At 66.4% G+C, this 18,739-nt stretch carries 13 protein-coding genes; 4 read left to right on the forward strand and 9 right to left on the reverse strand.

The annotated features are described in order from the left end of the window. The 3 genes from ACEQX1_RS03235 to ACEQX1_RS03245 all read right to left on the reverse strand — a co-directional run bounded on the left by ACEQX1_RS03235 (window position 1) and on the right by ACEQX1_RS03245 (window position 3,574). Window positions 1–1,179 carry a CaiB/BaiF CoA transferase family protein gene (locus tag ACEQX1_RS03235; RefSeq protein ID WP_370194443.1) on the reverse strand — a complete coding sequence of 393 codons (1,179 nt, stop codon included), beginning with the start codon at window positions 1,177–1,179 and terminating at the stop codon, window positions 1–3. Further along, on the reverse strand, window positions 1,176–2,513 hold the full coding sequence (locus ACEQX1_RS03240) for an amidase (RefSeq protein ID WP_370194442.1): 1,338 nt from the start codon (window positions 2,511–2,513) through the stop codon (window positions 1,176–1,178). The genes ACEQX1_RS03235 and ACEQX1_RS03240 overlap by 4 nt, the downstream gene beginning before the upstream one ends. 158 nt (window positions 2,514–2,671) lie before the next feature. Then, entirely contained in the window at window positions 2,672–3,574 is a 903-nt protein-coding gene (locus tag ACEQX1_RS03245) for a LysR family transcriptional regulator (protein WP_188076903.1), read from the reverse strand. Window positions 3,575–3,676: 102 nt separating this feature from the next. On the opposite strand from ACEQX1_RS03245, the gene ACEQX1_RS03250 reads away from it, so the two are divergent. Beyond that, window positions 3,677–4,630 (forward strand): LysR substrate-binding domain-containing protein, encoded by a 954-nt coding sequence (locus tag ACEQX1_RS03250; RefSeq protein ID WP_370194441.1) that lies wholly within the window; start codon window positions 3,677–3,679, stop codon window positions 4,628–4,630. A 154-nt stretch (window positions 4,631–4,784) separates the two neighbouring features. Continuing rightward, window positions 4,785–5,603, forward strand: a complete 819-nt coding sequence (locus ACEQX1_RS03255) for a MaoC family dehydratase N-terminal domain-containing protein (RefSeq protein ID WP_370194440.1) — start codon at window positions 4,785–4,787, stop codon at window positions 5,601–5,603. A 20-nt stretch (window positions 5,604–5,623) separates the two neighbouring features. Here the strand turns inward: ACEQX1_RS03255 and ACEQX1_RS03260 are convergent, their stop codons facing one another. Next, a complete protein-coding gene (locus ACEQX1_RS03260) occupies window positions 5,624–6,421 on the reverse strand; it encodes a CoA ester lyase (protein WP_370194439.1) in 798 nt (265 codons plus the stop codon). A gap of 370 nt (window positions 6,422–6,791) precedes the next feature. Between ACEQX1_RS03260 and ACEQX1_RS03265 the strand changes: the two genes are divergently transcribed. Together ACEQX1_RS03265 and ACEQX1_RS03270 are read left to right on the forward strand one after the other, a co-directional pair. After that, on the forward strand, window positions 6,792–7,949 hold the full coding sequence (locus ACEQX1_RS03265) for an acyl-CoA dehydrogenase family protein (RefSeq protein WP_370196506.1): 1,158 nt from the start codon (window positions 6,792–6,794) through the stop codon (window positions 7,947–7,949). After that, window positions 7,949–9,268: an MmgE/PrpD family protein gene (locus tag ACEQX1_RS03270; RefSeq protein WP_370194438.1), complete on the forward strand. Its 1,320-nt coding sequence runs from the start codon at window positions 7,949–7,951 to the stop codon at window positions 9,266–9,268. Before ACEQX1_RS03265 ends, ACEQX1_RS03270 begins: the two co-directional genes overlap by 1 nt. A gap of 503 nt (window positions 9,269–9,771) precedes the next feature. Here ACEQX1_RS03270 and ACEQX1_RS03275 read toward each other — a convergent pair. Genes ACEQX1_RS03275 through ACEQX1_RS03295 form a run of 5 tightly spaced genes read right to left on the reverse strand, consistent with a single transcriptional unit; the run spans window position 9,772 to window position 17,819 of the window. Further along, complete coding sequence (locus ACEQX1_RS03275; RefSeq protein ID WP_370194437.1) at window positions 9,772–11,631, reverse strand: GMC family oxidoreductase; 1,860 nt, start codon at window positions 11,629–11,631, stop codon at window positions 9,772–9,774. Window positions 11,632–11,640: 9 nt separating this feature from the next. Continuing rightward, window positions 11,641–12,075 carry a hypothetical protein gene (locus ACEQX1_RS03280; RefSeq protein WP_370196507.1) on the reverse strand — a complete coding sequence of 145 codons (435 nt, stop codon included), beginning with the start codon at window positions 12,073–12,075 and terminating at the stop codon, window positions 11,641–11,643. A gap of 3 nt (window positions 12,076–12,078) precedes the next feature. Continuing rightward, on the reverse strand, window positions 12,079–13,392 hold the full coding sequence (locus ACEQX1_RS03285; protein ID WP_370196508.1) for a hypothetical protein: 1,314 nt from the start codon (window positions 13,390–13,392) through the stop codon (window positions 12,079–12,081). A 24-nt stretch (window positions 13,393–13,416) separates the two neighbouring features. After that, on the reverse strand, window positions 13,417–14,373 hold the full coding sequence (locus tag ACEQX1_RS03290; protein WP_370194434.1) for a hypothetical protein: 957 nt from the start codon (window positions 14,371–14,373) through the stop codon (window positions 13,417–13,419). Beyond that, window positions 14,373–17,819 (reverse strand): AAA family ATPase, encoded by a 3,447-nt coding sequence (locus ACEQX1_RS03295; RefSeq protein WP_370194433.1) that lies wholly within the window; start codon window positions 17,817–17,819, stop codon window positions 14,373–14,375. The genes ACEQX1_RS03290 and ACEQX1_RS03295 overlap by 1 nt, the downstream gene beginning before the upstream one ends. Window positions 17,820–18,739: the final 920 nt, after the last annotated feature.

Here is an 18,739-nt window from a genome sequence, read left to right on the forward strand (position 1 = left end):
TCAGACCACTCCCTTGGCGCGCAGGGCCGATATCTCGTCCGCCGACAGCCCGGCTTCGCCGAGAATGGCGTCGCTGTGCTCGCCGGCATCGGGGGCGGCGCTGTGGAAGGCGGCGGGCGTGCGGGTCATGGTGATCGGCTGGCCGACGACCCTGATCGGGCCGCGGGCCGGATGTTCCAGCGGGACCGCGATGTTGAGGTGGCGTACCTGCTCGTCGGCAAAGACGTCGGCGAGGCCGTTGATCGGGCCGCAGGGCACGCCGTGACGGTCGAGAAGATCGAGCCATTCGGCCGAGTTGCGGCTCGTGAATATCTCCTGCAGCAGTGCATTCAGCGCCGGGCGGTTGGCGAAGCGGTCGGGCTGGGTGCGAAAGCGCGGATCGTCGGCCAGGGCGGGCCTGTCGATCGCCTCGCAGAAGGGGCGCCACTGGTTCTCGCCGCCGACCGCGATGTTGATGTGGCCATCGGCGGTCTGCACCACGCCCATCGGCGTGACATAGGGATGGTCGTTGCCGGCCTGGGCCGGTTCCTCGCCATCGATGAGGTAGCGCGCGGCCTGGAAGTCCATCATCGAGATCATCGCTTCCAGAAGCGAGGTATGCAGCCACTGGCCTTCGCCGGATGTCTCGCGCTCCTGCAGCGCCAGGAGAATGCCGCAGGCGGCAAACACGCCCGCCGAGGAATCGGCGACCGCGATGCCGGCGCGGACCGGACCCTGACCCGGCAGGCCGGTGACGCCCATCAGGCCGCCCATGCCCTGGGCGATCTGGTCGAAGCCAGCGCGCATGCTGTAAGGGCCGGTCTGGCCGAAGCCCGAGATCGAGGCGAGGATGATGCGCGGATTGACCGCCTTCAGCTCGTCGTAGGCGACCTTCAGCCGGTCCTTCACGTCGGGACGGAAATTCTCGACCACAACGTCGGCATCGCGCACCAGCCGCATGAACACGGCATGTCCCTCGGGAGTCTTCAGGTTGAGGGTGAGCGAGCGCTTGTTGCGGTGCAGGTTGAGCATGTCGTAGCCATGCCGCGCGCCGCTCATATTGGCGTTCGGATCGACCCCCACCGGGGCCTCGACCTTGATCACGTCGGCGCCGAAATCGGCCAGAATCCGGCAGCAGGTCGGCCCGGCACGCACCCGGGTCAGGTCGAGCACGCGGAGATGGGAGAGGGCGGAGCTCATGCGACGAGACTCTCGGTAGATTGCAGGATCGGTTGGGCGAGCGGCGGCATCCGGCCGTGCCAGGAGGACGTCGCCTGGAAAGCGGCGCCGAGTTCCAGAAGCGCGCGGTCGCTGCCCGGCCGGCCGACGAGCTGAAGCCCCACCGGCATGCCGCGATCGTCGATGCCGGTCGGCAGCGCGAGGGCCGGCAGGCCGAGATAATTGGCAAAGCGCAGGAAGGCGCTGAGGGCGTAGAGCGTGCGACCGGAAAAGCCCGGCGCGCCAGGATCGACCTCCGCCAGCGTAGGGGTGCGGATCGCCATGACCGGGGTCAGAAGAAACGCGCTGTCGCCGAACACAGATGCAAGGAAGGCCGCCCGAGCCGCGTCGCGCCCATCAAGGTCGCGTCTGAGCGTGGCGTCGTCGATCCGGCCGCCGCTCGCCAGCCGGCGCGCCAGTTCCGGGTCCTGTTCGGCCAGTGCGGTCGAGGCGCCGAGACCGCGTGCGGCTTCGGCCTGCAGGACCCGCAGGGCGGCGTCGCCATTGGCGTCGACGGCCGGGCCGGCCGAACGGCCTTCCAGCGGGTAGCCGAGGCCGAGAAAGTGGTCGATGCCAGCCTCGCAGGCGACGCGGATAGACGGCTCCGCGCGTTGCAGGAGGTCTTCGGCGACTGCGATGCCGCGGTGGGGCGTTCCGGCATCGCCGGACGGCAGAAGGCCGGTCGCCTCGGCTACCATCAGGATGTCGGCGGCGCCGCGGGCAAGAATGCCGATCGTATCGAGGCTCGGGGCCAGCGCCATGGCGCCGTCGGCCGGCACGAGGCCGGCGGAGGGCTTCCAGCCGGTAACGCCGCAGCAATGGGCAGGGATGCGTACCGAGCCACCGGTATCGGAACCGAGGGCAACGAAGACGGCGCCGCTGGCGACGGCTGCGGCGGAGCCCGATGAAGAGCCGCCCGGCGCAAAGTCCGGGTTCCAGGGATTGCGGGCGGTGGCGAAGCCGGATGGCTCGTAGGCGAGCTTTGCCATCCGGGCGAGCCCGATACAGTCGGCCCCGGCCGCGTCCATGCGGTCGAGGATCGTGGCCGAACGCTTGAGCGGGGCAGCGAAGGGTTCTGCCATGCCGCAGGACGGCGCGCGGCCGGGCCGGTCGAACATGTCCTTCGCGGCAAAGGGCAGGCCGGCCAGAGCTCCGTCGGTGGAGGGAGCCGCCCCGGAGGCGCAGGTGTCGCCATCCGCGACGAACAGGCTGAACGCCGCATCGAGTTTTTCCCGCGCGACCCGGCAACGCTCCGCTTCGGCGACGCGGCGTTGCGGCGTCAAAGCGGTCCATTGGGGAAGCGTCGGCAGGGACATCAACGAGGCGCCTTTCGGATGCCTGTTTCTTGAGCCTGTTCAGCCTATGTGCGAAATCTGGTTCGGGGAATGAGAATTCAGCGTCGTCTGGTTTCGAATTTGGTGAAACCGGGGGTGCGGGTTGCTTTCGTTCTGGTCGCGACTTCCCGGAAGGCCGATTAACCGGCGGTCGAGGCGCGCTCGCGCAAAAAGGCGATCAGGCGCTGGGTCGACGCATTGGGCGTGTCGGAGGGCTGGGCGCAGATGGTGAAACGGCGCTGCGCCCAGGGCTCGTCGAGCGGCACCAGCGACAGCCGCAGCGCTGCCGCCAGCGGTCCGATCGCCCGACGGGGCATGATGCCGATGCCGAGCCCGCGCCCGATCATCTGGCACATCACCTCGAAGCTGCGGACCTGGACCCGCACCCGGGGCGCCCGGCCGTGCACCCGCGACTGCTCGGACAGAAGGCGATGCACGGCCGTGCCGGGCTCCAGGGCGATGTGATCGTCCTCGAAGAGCTCGTCGAATCTCAGCCGGCGCGCGGCGGCAAGCCGATGGTCGCAGGGCACGGCGACGGCCAACATGTCGCTGGCATAGGGATAGCTGGCCAGACCCGACATCTCGCTGCCGGCCACCACGACGCCGACATCCGCCTGCTTGTGATAGAGCGCCTGCAGCGTGTCGCTGGTCGGCCGCTCCTCCAGATCGATCTTGATGCCGGGATGCGCCTTGGCGAATTCCGCCAGATGCGAGGCGAGGCACTCCACCAGCACCGAGCTGGAGGCGAAGACGCGGACGATGCCGCTCGCCCCGGAGCGGTGATCCTCCAGCGCCGCCTCCACCTGCTGGCCGAGATGCATGACGTCGCGGGCATAGCGCAGCACGATCATGCCGGCGGCGGTCGGCTCCACCCCATGCGGCCGGCGCAGCAGCAACGGCAGGCCAGCCTCGTGCTCCAGGAGGCCGACGCGCCGGCTGGCGGCCGAGGCGACGATGTTCATCCGCTCGGCGGCCCGGCTGATGCTGCGCGTCTCGCAGATGTTCACGAAGAGCGCGAGGGAGAAGAGGTCGTGGTTTCGCATGGCGCTCATTAGAGAGCAGCGAGGCGGCCGGCGGAAGCGGGCCTGTACAGATCGTGCGCGCGGGCGCTACCAATAGGATGTTCCTATTTCCCGGAGCCTTCCTTGGACTCACGCCAGCTCGCCTATTTCCGCCAGATCGTCGACAGCGGATCGATGAGCGCGGCCGCGCGGGTGCTCGGCATCGCCCAGCCGTCGCTGTCGCAGCAGACCCGCAATCTGGAAACCCATCTGGGCACCGAACTCCTGTCGCGGACCGCGCGGGGCGTGGTGCCGACCGAGGCGGGGCAGGTGCTCTACGACCATTCCTGCCGGATCGGCAGCCTGATGGCTGAGGCCGAGGACGCGGTGCGGGCGATCGGAGCGGAACCGTCGGGCCGGGTCGAGTTCGGCATGCCGGCCTCGGTGTCCATGGCGCTGTCGATCCCCCTCGCCGAGACGGTGCGGGTGGAGATGCCGCAGGTGCGCTTCTGCGCCACCGAGGCGATGAGCGGTCATATCCGCGAACTCGTCACCAGCGGGGAGATCGACCTGGCACTGCTCTACGACCAGGACGGGATCGGCGATTGCCCTTCGCGGCTGATCCTGATGGAGGATCTCTGGTTCTACGCCGCACCGGACGACTGGCCCTTTGCGACGCCGCCCGGCGTTCCGGTGCCGCTGGCCGAGGTGATGGCGCTCGACCTGGTCCTGCCGTCGCAACGTCACGGCCTGCGGCGACTGATCGACCGGGTGGTCAAGGCCGAGCGGCTGCAGACGCGGGTCGTCACCGAGATGGATTCGCTGCAGCAGATCAAGGCGCTGGTCGCCCGCGGCAGCGGGCACACCATCCTGTCGCCGGCGGCGGTGCACGATCTGGCCGAGACCGGCCGGCTGCTGGGCAGCCAGATCGTCTCGCCCCGCATGCGCCGCCCAGTCTATCTGGTGCGCTCGGCCAGGCGGCCCGTCTCGGCGGCAACCCGGGCCATCGAAACCCACTGCATCCGGGTCATCGAGGATCTGGTGCGACGCCGGATCTGGCAGGCCGAGTTCCCCGACAGTCAGAGCGCGAGCCTATGACAGCCGCGAAGACGGCCTATTGGACGGCGCTCCCCACCGCGCAATAGTTTGCGCCCTCATAGGGGCGATCCCCTCAATACACCGTCAGGGCGGAAGATCACCGGTTTGCGCAAGTCGCGCTGGCGGTCCGGCGGCAAGGAAAGGCAGACGATCGATGGACGAGGGGATCCGCAGGGAATGCATGGCCTATGTCGGGCGCCAGCGTGAAGCGACCGACAGCATGGCGCCCGAGACGGCGGCGAAGCAGGCGCATGTCCTTGGCGTCGCGGCGCCGGAGGCCGAACTGCCGGCGACCTGGCACTGGGCCTATTTCAACCACGGCTTTCCCATTTCGAACCAGGGCGAGGACGGCCATGAGCGGCTGGGCCTGTTCCTGCCGCCGGCGCCGTTCCACCGCCGCATGTGGGCGGCCGGCGACGTGACGGTGCATCGTCCCCTGCGCATCGGCGTGCCGGCGACGCGGCGCTCGACCATCACGGATGTCGCCTTCAAGAGCGGGCGGACCGGCGACCTCTGCTTCGTGACCGTCGACCATGCGATCGAACAGGATGGCGGGCTCGGGGTCGCCGAACGGCAGACCATCGTCTATCGCGACCGCGGCTTGCCGGAAAAGGCGCTGCGCGCGCCGGGCGATCCGGTGCCGGACGGCTATGTCGTCCACCCGGACATGGAGCTGTTCTTCTATTCGGCGCTCACCCATAACGGCCACCGGATTCACTGGGACCGGAACTTCTGCCGCGAGGTCGAGGGTTATCCGGGGCTGATCGTCCACGGCCCGCTGATGGCAACGAAGCTCTGCGACGCCATGGCGGGCACCGCGTCCGTCCGCCGTTTTGCCTTCCGGGCGCTGGCGCCGGTCTTCGACACGACGCCGATCCGGCTGGTTCACCCGGCCGCCGGTACGGGCGGCGAGGGGCGCATCGAGCGCTCCGACGGCGTGATCTCCATGCAGGCGACGCTCGAAACCGCCTGACCAACGGCCTTCCAACGGCCCTATTGCTCTCCGGCGCGGGCGAGAAGGGCCTCGGCCTGGGCGACCAGTGGCCGGTCCAGCATGGCGCCGTCGAGCTGGATCGCCCCGCCGCCGGCCGCCTCCGCCGCCGCAACGATGCGGCGCGCCCGGTGGATTGCGTCGTCACCGGGCCGCATCGCGTCGTGGACGGGACCGATCTGCGCCGGGTGAATGCAGAGCCGCGCACCGAAACCGAAGGCAAGGGCCCGGCGGGTTTCCGCGATGACGCGGTCGATATTGTCGATTGCCGGGGTCACTCCGTCGATAGGGGGAGCAAGGCCGGCGAGCCGGGAGGCCAGCGCCAGTTCGGCGCGGTAGATCGCCATCGCCTCTGCGTCCTCGGGCAGGTCGAGATCGAGCATGAAGTCGATGGTGCCGAAAGCCAGGCGCACGACCCCGGGGATTTCTGCAATTGTGCGCGCTGCCGCGAGGCCGCGCGCGGTCTCGATCAGTGGAATGACCGGCTTCGGCATCCGGGCGACGTCATCCGCCGTTTCGGCCTTGGCCAGCATGACGCCGGCAATGCCCGGATGGTCGAGACACTTCATGTCGGCATCATGCCATGGCGTGCCGGCGGCATTGATCCGCACGAACACCCCGGCGTCGGCGGCGAGCGCGGCGAGCAGGCCGGCCCGCGCCGCCTCCTTATCCGCCGGTGCGACCGCATCCTCGAGATCGACGATGACCGCATCGGCCCCCGAGGCGAACGCCTTGGTTATCCGCTCGGGGCGGGTCGCCGGGACGAAGAGGAAGCTGCGGGCAGTGGCGGGATCACGCATGAAAGGTCTCGTCTCGACATTGGCGGGCAGGGCGGGCCGCTGGCATGACGCGGCTGCATCCGAAGGCCGATCCTACCTAGCCGAACCGCCCTTCGGAACGGGCTGGACGTCTATCGACCCGATAGTCCGGCCCTATCCACCCGCTGACGGCCGGGCAGCTGGCGCGGTCCCTCCATCGTGAGTGACGTCAGGGGCTTGTCGCCAACCCTTGCGAAAGTGATTCAGCCGGTTCGATCAGAACTGGAAGCGGCAAGCCTCTATCGCAGACGATCGTGCGGCCTCCATAGGAGGGGGCTATCGCCTCCATCGCCGGCGCGATCTGCCGGTTTCCGCGCCGGACGCTATGCTGTCCCGAGCACAGGAGCGCAGCATGACCACGATCGACACCCATGACGAGATCCGCGAAGCGGTAGGCCGGCTCTGCCAGGATTTCCCGGGCAGCTACTGGCGCGAGCTGGACGAGCGCCGCGCCTATCCGACCGATTTCGTGAAGGCGCTGACCGAGGCCGGTTTCCTCTCGGCGCTGATCCCGGAAGAATTCGGCGGATCGGGGCTGCCGCTTTCGGCCGCCGCGGTGATCCTCGAGGAAATCCACCGTCAGGGCGGCAATGCTGGCGCCTGCCACGCGCAGATGTACACGATGGGCACGCTGCTGCGGCATGGCTCGGACGCCCAGAAGCAGGCCTATCTGCCGCAGATCGCCGAGGGGACGCTGCGGCTGCAGTCCTTCGGCGTCACCGAGCCCACCAGCGGCACCGACACCGGCTCGCTGCGCACCACCGCCCGCCGCGACGGCGACGTCTATAGGATCAACGGCCAGAAGATCTGGATCTCGCGGTCCGAGCATTCCGACCTGATGATCCTGCTCTGCCGCACGACGCCGCTGGACCAGGTCGAGAAGAAGACGCAAGGACTGTCGGTCTTTCTCGTCGACATGCCCGAGGCCAAGGCGAACGGCCTGACCATCCGGCCGATCCGCACGATGATGAACCACGCCACGACGGAGCTCTTCTTCGACGACGTGCCGGTGCCGGCCGCCAACATGATCGGCGAGGAAGGGAAGGGGTTCCGCTACATCCTCTCGGGCATGAATGCCGAGCGGATCCTGATCGCCGCCGAATGTATCGGCGACGCCAAATGGTTCATCGACAAGGCCGCCGCCTATGCCGGCGAGCGGGTCGTCTTCGGCCGGCCGATCGGCCAGAACCAGGGCCTCCAGTTCCCGATTGCCAAGGCCTATGCCCGCATGCGGGCGGCCGAGCTGATGCTGCACGAGGCGATAAGGCTTTATGAGGCGAACGAGAATCCCGGCGCCGAGGCGAACATGGCCAAGATGCTGGCCGCCGAGGCGAGCTGGGAGGCGGCCGAGGCCTGCGTCCAGACCCATGGCGGCTTCGGCTTTGCCGAGGAATACGACGTGGAGCGCAAGTTCCGCGAGACGCGCCTCTACCAGGTGGCGCCGATCTCCACCAATCTCATCCTCTCCTACCTCGCCGAGCACGTTCTCGGCATGCCGCGGAGCTATTGATGTCGATCGCCGCCCGTCTCGCCCGTTTCGCGCTCGCCGAAAATCCCGGCTCGCCGGCGGCCCGCCGCTTCGCCCGGCTGTCGCTCCTCGACTGGGCGACGGCGGGACTGGCCGGGCGCAGCGAGCCGGTGGCGATCGCGGCGCGGCGCATGGCGGCGAGTGAAGCAGGTGCCGGCGCAAGCCTCATCGGCGGCGGGACGGCGACGCCGCGCGCGGCGGCGCTCGCCAATGGCACGACCAGCCACGCGCTGGATTACGACGACACGCATTTCCTCCATATCGGCCATCCGAGCGTCGTCGTGATGTCGGCAGCCCTTGCGATGGCAGAGATGGAAGGTTCGTCCGGCCAGGCCTTTCTCGACGCGCTGGTCGTCGGGCTCGAGGCGACCTGCCGGGTGGGCGACTGGCTGGGCCGGTCGCATTACGAGGCCGGCTTCCACCAGACCGGCACCGCCGGCGCCTTCGGCGCAACCGCGGCGGCCGGGCGCCTTGCCGGGCTCGACGAGGCCGCGATGATCTTCGCACTGGGCCTCGCGACGACACGCGCATCGGGGCTGAAGAGCCAGATGGGGACGATGGCGAAACCGCTCAACGCGGGCTTTGCCGCCGAGGCCGGCGTGACCTGCGCGCTCCTCGCGCGGGCCGGCGTCGCCTCCAATCCGAACGGGTTCGAGGACCGCCAGGGTTTCGGGCCGACCCATGCAGGAAGCGGACACATGGCCGCCTTCGACGGGCTCGGCGAGACCTGGGTCTTTCCCGACATTTCCTACAAGTTCCACGCCTGCTGCCACGGCCTTCACGCGACGCTCGAGGCACTGCAAAGCCTGCGGGACGACGGCCTGACATCCGAGGCCATTCGCAGCGTGACGATCTGCACCAACCCGCGCTGGTTCGACGTCTGCAACAAGCCGGAACCGGCGACGGGTCTGGAAGCGAAGTTCAGCTATCGCCTCGTTACCGCCATGGCCCTTCACGGGCTCGATACGGCGGATCTCGCCGTCTACGACGCAGCCAACTGCGTGCGCCCCGATCTCGTGGCCCTGCGCGACCGGGTCACGGTCGAGGCGGATGCGTCACTGACCGACACGCAGTCCCGCGTGTCCCTAGAAACGAAAGACGGCCGGCAACTGACCGCCCGCCACGACCTCCTGGCCGCCGCCGATCCGGACACCATCGAGACCCGGCTTGCCGCAAAATCCGCGACGCTCCTCGGCGGCGACCTGTCGGGCGCTCTCCTGCAGGCGGTCGACGGCCTCGGCGAGGCGGACAGCGTCGATGCACTGGCGACGCTTCTCGCAACGAAGGCGCCGGCCGACTGACCCGTCCTCGCGAACGATTTGTGGTTGATGATCCACGGCAGGCCCGGGCGGCGCGTTATCATGGCTGCTGCCGTCCCGGCTTCGCCCTGACAGCAACCCCAGCGCGATGCCTTCGCGCGGGGATGGCGCTCGCCATCACATGTCCGGTTCCACCTGCGGTATCCTACGGCCTCATCGAGTATTTGCGCAGGCTCGATGTGATGCGCCAGCTTGGCTTATCCTTGCGCCGCGTGGTGCCGCATGGCGGCCGCCAAATGTCGTTGAACATCACGGCGGGTCTGCATCTTGGCAGCGATGAAAGCCAACCTACCGTGTTTCCGCGACTTCGCCGATGGGTAGTGCCCTGGCGGATGGTTACGTCGGCTTGCCATCGATCCCGGGCATCGGCTTCGAAGCGGAATCGGCGCTGTACCAACTGAAGCAGGAGCCCGCGAATTGCGGCTGCTGCGTGCCGTCGTCCGCGGCGTAGAGCGCGTCGGGATCCGCTTCGGTTGCCGCTCCGGCTACAGGCCGGCGAGATCCTTCAGCACCGAGCGCGACGCCCGATAGGTCAGGGCGGCGATGGTCAGCGTCGGGTTGCCGGTACCGACGGTGGGAAAGGTGCCGCTGCCGAGCAGGTAGAGGTTCTTATGGTCCCAACTGCGCAGATTGGAACCGACCACCGAGTCGGCCGCCGTCGCGCCCATCCGGTATGTGCCCATGATGTGGCCGGCGCCGTACAAGTTGATGTCGTAGTGCTTCCCATCCATGTCGAACGCGACTGCAGGAAGGCCGACATCATCGATGAAGCGGGTGTAATTTTTCCCGATCTGCCTGAAGATCCTCTCGGTCGTAATTTGTGCCGAGACCAAGCCGCGCAGCGTGTACTCGCTGTGTGAAATCGAATAGTTGACCTCCGGCCGCGGCAGGCCGAGTCCATCGGTGTAGCGGGCCGACAGGGTGATACGATTGGTCTCTTGCGGCTCCTGCTCGACCAGATAGCACAGCCGGACCATCCGGGTGTTGAAGTCGTTCAGCCGGTCGATCAGCGCCCGCCCGTAGAGCTTGTCGCGGTCCGGGTTGAGCTGTGACTTGTTGCTGCCGTGGACGAAGTCCCGGAGCGAGGTCGCAGGATCGTCGTCGGCCCATTCCCAGCCGACATTGCCGACATCGATCCGCCAGGCCGAGCGCTCCTTGCGGAACGGTCCGTCGCGCAGGCTCTCGACGCCGGAGCCGCTGCGCGGACCGCGATAGGGGAAATATTGCCGCGTGCTCAGTCCCCATCCGAGATAGCACAGGTGATCCATCAGGTTGCGGCCGACCTGGCCGGACGAATTGGCGACGCCGCGACGGCCGTTCGACATCAGCAGCAATTTCACCGTTTCCACGGCATGAGCCGCCAGAACGACGATCTTCGCCGTCGCCTGCTCGCGGCTCACGGCATAGTTTCCCGGCTCGCCGGTATATTTCAGGTAGCTGACGCTAGAAATACGGCCGTCGGCGCCGACCGTCAGATCGCAGGCGACCGCCTGGGTGAGCGTCGTCACGTTCTGGGTCGCCTCGGCCGCGCGCAGCGTTACCTGTGCGTCGTACTTGGCTTGGATCGGGCAGATCGGGATGCAGCTGGAATTGCCCTGGCAGGCAGGCCGGTCGTTGCGATACTGCGAGTTGCGCCCCTGCGGGGTGCAGGTCATTTCGAGCGGCTGACCGTCGACTGTCAGGCCGGCGATATCCTCGCCCAGCCGGGTGTCGGAGACGCTCTGCGGAATACGCGCCATCGGATATTCATAGCCGGGCGGAAACTGCTCGCCGAGATAGGGCTGCAGCGCGCGCTGGTCGGCGATGTCGGCAGAGACGCCAATCTCGTCCTCCGCCCTGGCGTAGTCGTCGAACAGATCGGCGATATCGAGCGGCCAGTCGACCAGCACGCCATAGGCCGACTTCATCCGGAAATCGTTGGGCACGAGGCGCAGGCACGTTCCCAGCCAGTGCCAGGTGGTGCCACCGGCCAGCCGTTCGTAGGTCGACAGGAACGGCAGGTCCGAGCTGACCGGATAGGTCAGGTAGCTTTTCTGGTTGAGGGCGGCGATCCGCTTCGGCCTGTCTTTGTCATTCAGTGTCGGCCAGCCGAAGGTCATCGCCGTCGTCGCGCGCGGGGCCGCTTCGGACGCCGGATCATCGGCATAGGGCGGGTACGGGGTCTCCGGCAGCTTGCCGGTCGCCGTCAGATAGGTGCCGTGAAACGCCTTGCGATTGTCGCGATCAAGGGGACCGGATTCCAGAATGAGCACGCGCTTGCCCTGCGTCCCGAGTTCCTTGGCCATGATCGCGCCGGCGATGCCGGCACCGACGATGACCACGTCGTAAGTCGCGTTCGCGGGCATGGCGGGCTCCTACAGAAAGTCGTCGAGGGGCGCGGGAAGCGTAGCCCAGTAGCCGAATTTCTGGTGGCTGACTCCGGTGGGATGGGCCTGGATCGCCCGCCACGCCAAGCCCTCGGCATAAATGTTGGCCGACGGGATCGCGGCATCGCCGCCCGGCGGTGCGATCTGACCCAGGTACCAGAACAAGATCAACGCTCGGGCGGTGTCGGCCACGGCCTTGTCCGCCTCATCGTCCAGGATGCCTCGGGCGATGTCGTCGGGCGTTTGGCCGCTTGCGAGACCCGTCCGGTAGAGGCCCAGGAGATCGTCGGCGGCGCTGCCGTAGATCCTGACGAACTCGCCGTAGAAATCCGCCGATTGCTGCGCGAACTGCAGCGTCTGTTCGGAGAATCCGGTCAGCAGGCTGGACAGCGCGAAGAATTCCTTGGGCGGGGCGGTGGTCATCGCTCACTCCTTCGCCATGACGCGCGACAGGATGTAGGTGAAGTCTGAGAGCTTCGCCGCGGGCGTCGCGGTGGCGCGGTTGTGGCAGCCGATACAACTCGACGACACCATCGGCGTGTCGCCCTGCATGAAGGTCTCGATGGCAGTGTTGGCGAGATACGGCGGAAACGGCCGGCCGGTCGGGTCGGTGGTGTCGGTCGGTTTCTGCGGGTACTGGGTGCCGATCAGCATGTAGTTGGCCCAGACCGTATCTGGGTTTGCTTTTTTCAGCTCGGCCTGGAATTTGGCGTTGAGGGCGGCGGTCTCGGCATCCACCGGGGTCACGCGCACCACCTGGACCGGAACCTGGCCCGGGCGTGTCGGGTCCCAAGGTGTGTCCGGCAGCGCGTTCGGGGTGCAGGACTCCCCCGATCCGCTCTGCAGACAGTCGGGATCGTAGAAATTGTAGTGTCCGGTCTTTTCGGCGCCGGCGTCGGGCGCGTTGTCGACATGCTCGAAAGTTGACCAGATCCATTGCGGTGCGGATTCGGTCTTGGTCGAAATGTGCATGCCGACCAGGCCAAGCCGCATGCGGGTGCACTGGTCGCCGCTGACGACATAGGCGTCGATGGTGTGGAAGCGCGCCGGATCGTCGCCGTCACCGAGCGGTTTCCACGCCGCCTTGACCATGGTAGCGCCTTCCGCGCCCATGGCGCGCGACCGGGCCGGGAAGTCGATGGTGCCGAACGCTTTCAGTCCGGCCTGCGTGTACAGCCGGTTGTCGACGATATAGTCGTACATCAGCCGGTTGACGACGATCTCGTAACGCACGTAGCTGGCGTTCAGATCGATCAGCGGCCCGGCCTGGGCCTGGACCGAACTCGACACAACGCCTTCCGCCTTGGTGGCGCGATACAGCACGCGCGCCGTTTCGGCGGCCCCGATGGCCTGGCAGGCCGGCGGAGGGACCTGCGGAGTGCCCCAGGCGGGCGGCGTCTCGCCGTCCGCGACCAGGATCCGGTAATCCTCCATCCAGGTGCCCCAGACGGTGGCGTTGTCGCCGTTCGCGCCGATCGTTTGCGCGTCAGCCCGGCCGTCGGCTCGCACCGGCCAGTTGAGCGAGACGAAGCTCTTCCAGGAAAAGGTGTCGTAGTAGGAATGGTCGCCCACCGGATTTTCGGCGGCCACATCGGCGGGGACGCGGCTACTCAGCGCCACCGCGCCGTCCAGCATCGAGTCCGGCGCGCTCGGACTCCCCGCGAACAACCCGAACCCCGCCGCCGCCGCCGCGACCAGGATCGCGGCTCCGGCGATATACCCCGCTTTGGAAATCTGCATGGCTCGGCGCCTTGGCTGTGTCGATCAGATGTCGGCGTAGTAAAGCGAGCTTTCGGCGATCGCGGGCGGCGTCGCGTAGGTCATCACGCCGCACGTCTCTCGCTTGGCGCTGAAGACTTTCTTGAGATCCCTGACAATCCCGTGACTGGAGGACCCGATGTCGAAATCCGGGGTAGGCATGGTGCCGCCGCCGGTCCTGGTCATGCACCTGAACGCTCCGAAGATGTTCCTGCGCGAACCGACGAGGCGCTGGCCCACGCCCTCCTCGCGATGCGGGTAGAGGCTGAAGTCGAGAATTTCCGACTGGTTGGAGGCGACGACACCCGCGCGCCCGTCGAGATCGTCGATCTGGAGGCTGAACAGCTTGCCCCCCGCCGGTTCCGTAACCGGCGCCGGAATCGTCAAGTCCCAGCGGGTACATGTGAGGTTGTTCAACGCCGGGGTCGTGTAGGTAAACGGGTGGGTCATCACTTTGTTTTCGCCGAAATTATGCATCCCCCAATAGACCGCAATACGGTCGTCGCAGGGCACCCACAGCCGGTAGTTGCCGATCGTCTTGGTGTGGTCGCGGCCGAGGATGAAATCCGAACTGCTCAATCCGAAGGGCGTCTGCGCGCGGCGCTCTGCGCCGTATGAGACGATGTTGATCTCGCATTCATGCGTCGGCTCGGTGCCGAGGCTCGCCGGTGGCTTGTCGCCGTAGGCGATCGGCTTGGTGATGTCGGCATAGGCCTGCGGATCGTTGACGCCGGAATCGGAACTGTAGGCCATGAAGTTGATGTTCATCATCCCCATCGGCTCGTCGGTCGCCAGGTCGTCGAAGGCGAAGGCCTTCAGGCTCGCCGACTGGGTCGCCAGGATCGGATCGAGGACCGCGATCGGCACGGCGTAATAGACCCAGAGGGCCGAAAACGTGCCGTACCAGAACGGCGGATTGCCGGGTGTCGGCATGGTGCGGTGAACGCCGCCGGACTCTGTCATCACTTTCTCCCTCCGATATTCGCTGCCGTCGCCGGCAATACGCCTTCCTGGGTTTCCCGTAGCAGGCTGCGCGCGGACCGAAGGTCGTCGGTGTCGAAGCCTTCGGTGAATGTTGCGAAGACATCCGAGAGCGCGGCGCGCGCGCCGGCGAAGTCTTGGCTTTGCATCTGCAGTCGTGCCAGCATCAGTGCCAGGCGGAGTTCGAGCGCGCGGGCCTTACGCGATCTCGCGTCGGCTATCGCCTCCGACAGGCGCACGACGACCGCCTCGTTGTCGAGGTCCGACCGGTCCAGTAGCAACTGGCAGTGTACCCTTTCGATTTCCGGCGCCCACCAATGCTCCCCGGTGCGAGCGATGAACTCGACCGCTTCCTCGATCGAGCGGAGCGCCGCCTCCGTCTGGCCGTGATCTTTGTCCGCCTCCGCGAGCAGGCTGAGGAAATAGCTCAGTCCCAGCCGTGAATTGGTTTCCTGCCAATGGGTCAGGCCGCGGCGGATGCGTTCCGACGTGGCCGCGGGCTCGTGCGAGTTCGAGGCAGCCCAGCCGAGCAGCACTTCCGTCCAGCCGACCCAGAACTGGAAAGCGCGGTCCTTGGAAAATTTCAGCGCTTCTTCCGCCAACTCGGCCGTGCGTTTGCGGTCGCCGCAGAACTGATAGGTCCAAGCGGCGAAGCTTTTCGACAGGGCGATGCTGAATTTGTGCTCGATGTCGTGGGCGATTTCGATGGCGCACTCGCTCTCGCGCCGCGCCCGGTCGGGATAGCCGAGCAGCCAGTCGGCCCAGCCGGCATAGGCATACGAGGCGACCCAGGGATCGACGACATCGAAGGTCAGCAGCCGGGCGCGCGCCTGCGGCGTCGCCTCGGTGTCGATGACGTGCTGCAAATGCAACCTGGCCCGTTCGATTTCGCCCATGTAGAACAGCGTCGCGCCGATCGCGCGATTGGCGGCGATGTCGAACACGAGATCATCGGATTGCCGCGCCAGGTTCGACAGTTGGTCCGTCAATTCGAGCGCTTCCCGGTAGTTCGCCCGCAACAGGTAGAAGCGCCACATGCCGTAGACCACTGGAAACAGATCGGGGGGTTCTCCCATGCCGCCGCACAGCTTGCGCGCCCGTGTGTAAGTCTGCTCCAGTTGATTCGACGCGTATCCCTCGGCCGAGGCCAGCGGGACGGCAACCGTGATCAGGATCTTCAGTTCCTGGTGATCGCGCTCCGGCGAGGGCGGCAGAGCGTCGATCTGCTTGAGCGCTTTGGTAAAATGATCGATCGCCTCGCGGTTACCCGATCCGGCCATCGCCTTCTGCCCGGCGCGCACCCAATAGAAGATCGCCTTGTCGGGCTGGCGCGCCCGTGTGTAGTGGTGGGCCAGGACTTCCGGATCGGCAGCGGCGATGTCCGGCGATATCGTCTCCAGCATCCGGGCGATGCGCAGATGATAGAACACCCGGCGGCTCTTCAGCAGAGTCTGATAGGCAGCATCCTGGACCAGCGCGTGCTTGAACTTGTAGGTCGATTCCGGCGGCACGCCATAGGCGAAGATGAGCTCGGACTCGGCCAGGGAGGCGAGGGCGGAGTCGAGCTCCTGCGCGGTCTTCGGCTCAGCGACGGCAGCGAGCAGGGCGTAGTCGAAAACCCGCCCGATGCAGGCGGCGATCTGGGCCACGTCGCGCGCCGGCGCCAGCCGGTCGAGCCGCGCCATGAGCGAGTCCTGCAGGCTGTCTGGAATCGCGAAGGCCGACAGCGGCTCGCTCAGATCATAGTGATCGCCGGCGTCGATCAGCAGTCCGGTTTCGAGCACCGTTCGGGTCAATTCCTCGACGAATAGTGGGATACCGTCGGTTTTCGATAGAATGTGCTGGACCAACTCCGCCGGCAACGTCTTGCCCTCGGCGACGCGGTTGATGATGGCTGTGCCTTCCGTCCGCCCCAGTCGGCTTAGCGTGATCGAGGAGATATGCGCCTGACCGTCCCAGTGGCTCGTGAATTCCGGCCGGAACGTGACAATCAGCAGCAGCCGTAGTTCCGGCGCCCGCTCGATGACCAGGTTGAACATTTCGATCGAGGTCGGATCCAGCCAGTGGGCATCCTCGACGATCATCAGGATCGGCCGGTCGCTGCTGAACCCTTCGATCAGACGGACCAGCGCGGCAAGCGTCTCGCGTTTCAGCATACGCGTATCGCCTTCGGGTAGCCGGTATCGGTCTCCGGTCGGCACGGACATCATCGCGGCGACCAGCGGCACGGTTTCGGCAAGGTCGCAGCCAGAGGCTTCGACGAAGGTCTCGAGCTTCCTGAGCCTGACTTCGGGCGTCTCGCCCGGCTGCCAGCGGGCGGCGCGTTCGAAGTGCTCGATCGTGGGAAACAGCGCGCTGTTGGCGTGGTAGTTCGAGCAGAACATCCGCACGTCGCGTTTGGTTTCGCTGCTCAGGCGCTCGAGAAGCGCCTGGGTCAAGCGCGACTTGCCGATGCCGGGCTCGCCGGTCAGCATGACGACCTGTCCGCTGCCGGCCTTGGCAAGACTCCAGCGCCGCAGCAACAGATCGATTTCCTCCTCCCGTCCGATGAGCGGCACCAGCGACTTGCCGTGCAGAGCCTCGAAGCGTCCTTCGGCGTCACCTTTGCCGAGCACTTTCCAGGCGTGCATCGGTTGCGGGATCCCCTTGAAAACGCTCACGCCAAGATCCTCGACGCTGAAGATATCGCCGATCAGCCGACGCGTGCTCGCGGCAATGACAATTTCGCCCGGCTCCGCCACCCCCTGCAGCCGCGCTGCCAGGTTCGGCGTGTCACCGACGACGGAGCGCTCCTGCGCTTCTCCCTCTCCGACGAGATCGCCGACCACGACAAGGCCTGTGGCGATGCCCACTCGCACCGCCAGCGGCTTTAGAGACGGGGTTTGGATTTCGCCGACGCCCTCGACGATCAGGCGCGCCGCCCGCACGGCCCGTTCGGCAGCGTCCTCATGTGCGCGCGGCCAGCCGAAATAGGCCACCACGCCGTCGCCCGCGAATTTGGCGACGTGGCCTTCGAAGCGGGCCACGACACCGGCCACCGTGTCCTGGTAGGCGAGGATCAGATCCCGCATGTCCTCTGGATCGAGCCCGGCGGATAAGGCCGTCGAGCCGACGAGATCGCAGAACATCACTGTCAGGTGCCGGCGCTCTGCGGCGGATGCCGCCTCGGTGGACGGTACACCGGCTGACGGCTCGGATGCGGGCTCCAGCCCATTATGCGCCTCGGCGGCAGACGCGACGGACCGCGGGACACCATGCAGCTGGGCAATCGCCTTCAGCAGCTTGAGGCGGTGGCCGAGCGGCACCTGCAGTTCCTTCAGGTGCTCTTCCGTCAGTTCGCCCAGGACATCGTCGTCAATTGCGTTCTCAGCGAACAAATCCGCATAAAGGCCGAGACCGATGCCATCCAGCCAAGCGGCGACATTCATAACTTCGTAGTCCTTTGGTGAGAACACGGATATTTAAATTTTGGGCCAGCCTCTCGGTAGAATTCGGCGTATGTATTCCCCTGAGGAATTATATGGCGATAGTGTACGCAGCATTGTATAGCTTTAGCAAGCATCCGATAAGACGTTGCGGAAAGGGACGCCGGCCTGCCGAATTAGCCCGGGCCGCGTTTCTTCACCTCGGGAGCGAGCTGACGGCACCAAAGCTCTCCCCGCAAAGCTCCTGAGTGTCGGCGTTGAAACCGCAACACCTCGTTCAGCTTCTCTTATGCCCGTCCGGGTCCAGTCGCGACGGGCCCTTGTAGCGGAAGCGGGAGAGATAATCCGACAGCGCGAGGCGTTCGATCTCGGCGTCAAGTCCGAGGTCGTCCGGACGCAGGAGCTATACGAAAGTGAACCTGACCGGGGCATCAGCCTCCGGGCAGCGCTGGCGGAGGCGGCTCACCGAGAGATGCAGCTTCGGGAGGCCAGTCTGGATCGGAGGCAAAGGTCGTTGCGCTACAGAAAGCGGTCGCCGATTTCCGGACGGAGCTTGCAACACGCGAGAGTTGGGCGTGTCCCAGGGCGGGCGAGCTGTCATCTGCTGCCTCCTACCCAGTCTGTGATCTACCTGAATCAGCGGGGCAGGGTGTCCTGCGTGCCCCGCTCAGATCAGGCCGAGCAGGGCCATCACCACGACACTGAGGACGATGGAGATGACAATGGATCCCAAGCAGCCCAAGCGATTGGAAAAGAACAAGAACATCAATCGTATCCGCCGTTGATCGAAATACACCGGGATGGGAGTGAGGATCTGGGGGAAACAACGGCTTGAAGCCATCCAATGGCGGAGAGGAAGTCCGTCGAACTCATGCCGCTGATCGTTTCGCGTTGTACGAGAGTGCCATATAAATCCGTGTCTT

Origin of the sequence: Aurantimonas sp., assembly GCF_964217435.1 — a bacterium.
GTDB lineage: Bacteria > Pseudomonadota > Alphaproteobacteria > Rhizobiales > Rhizobiaceae > Aurantimonas > Aurantimonas coralicida.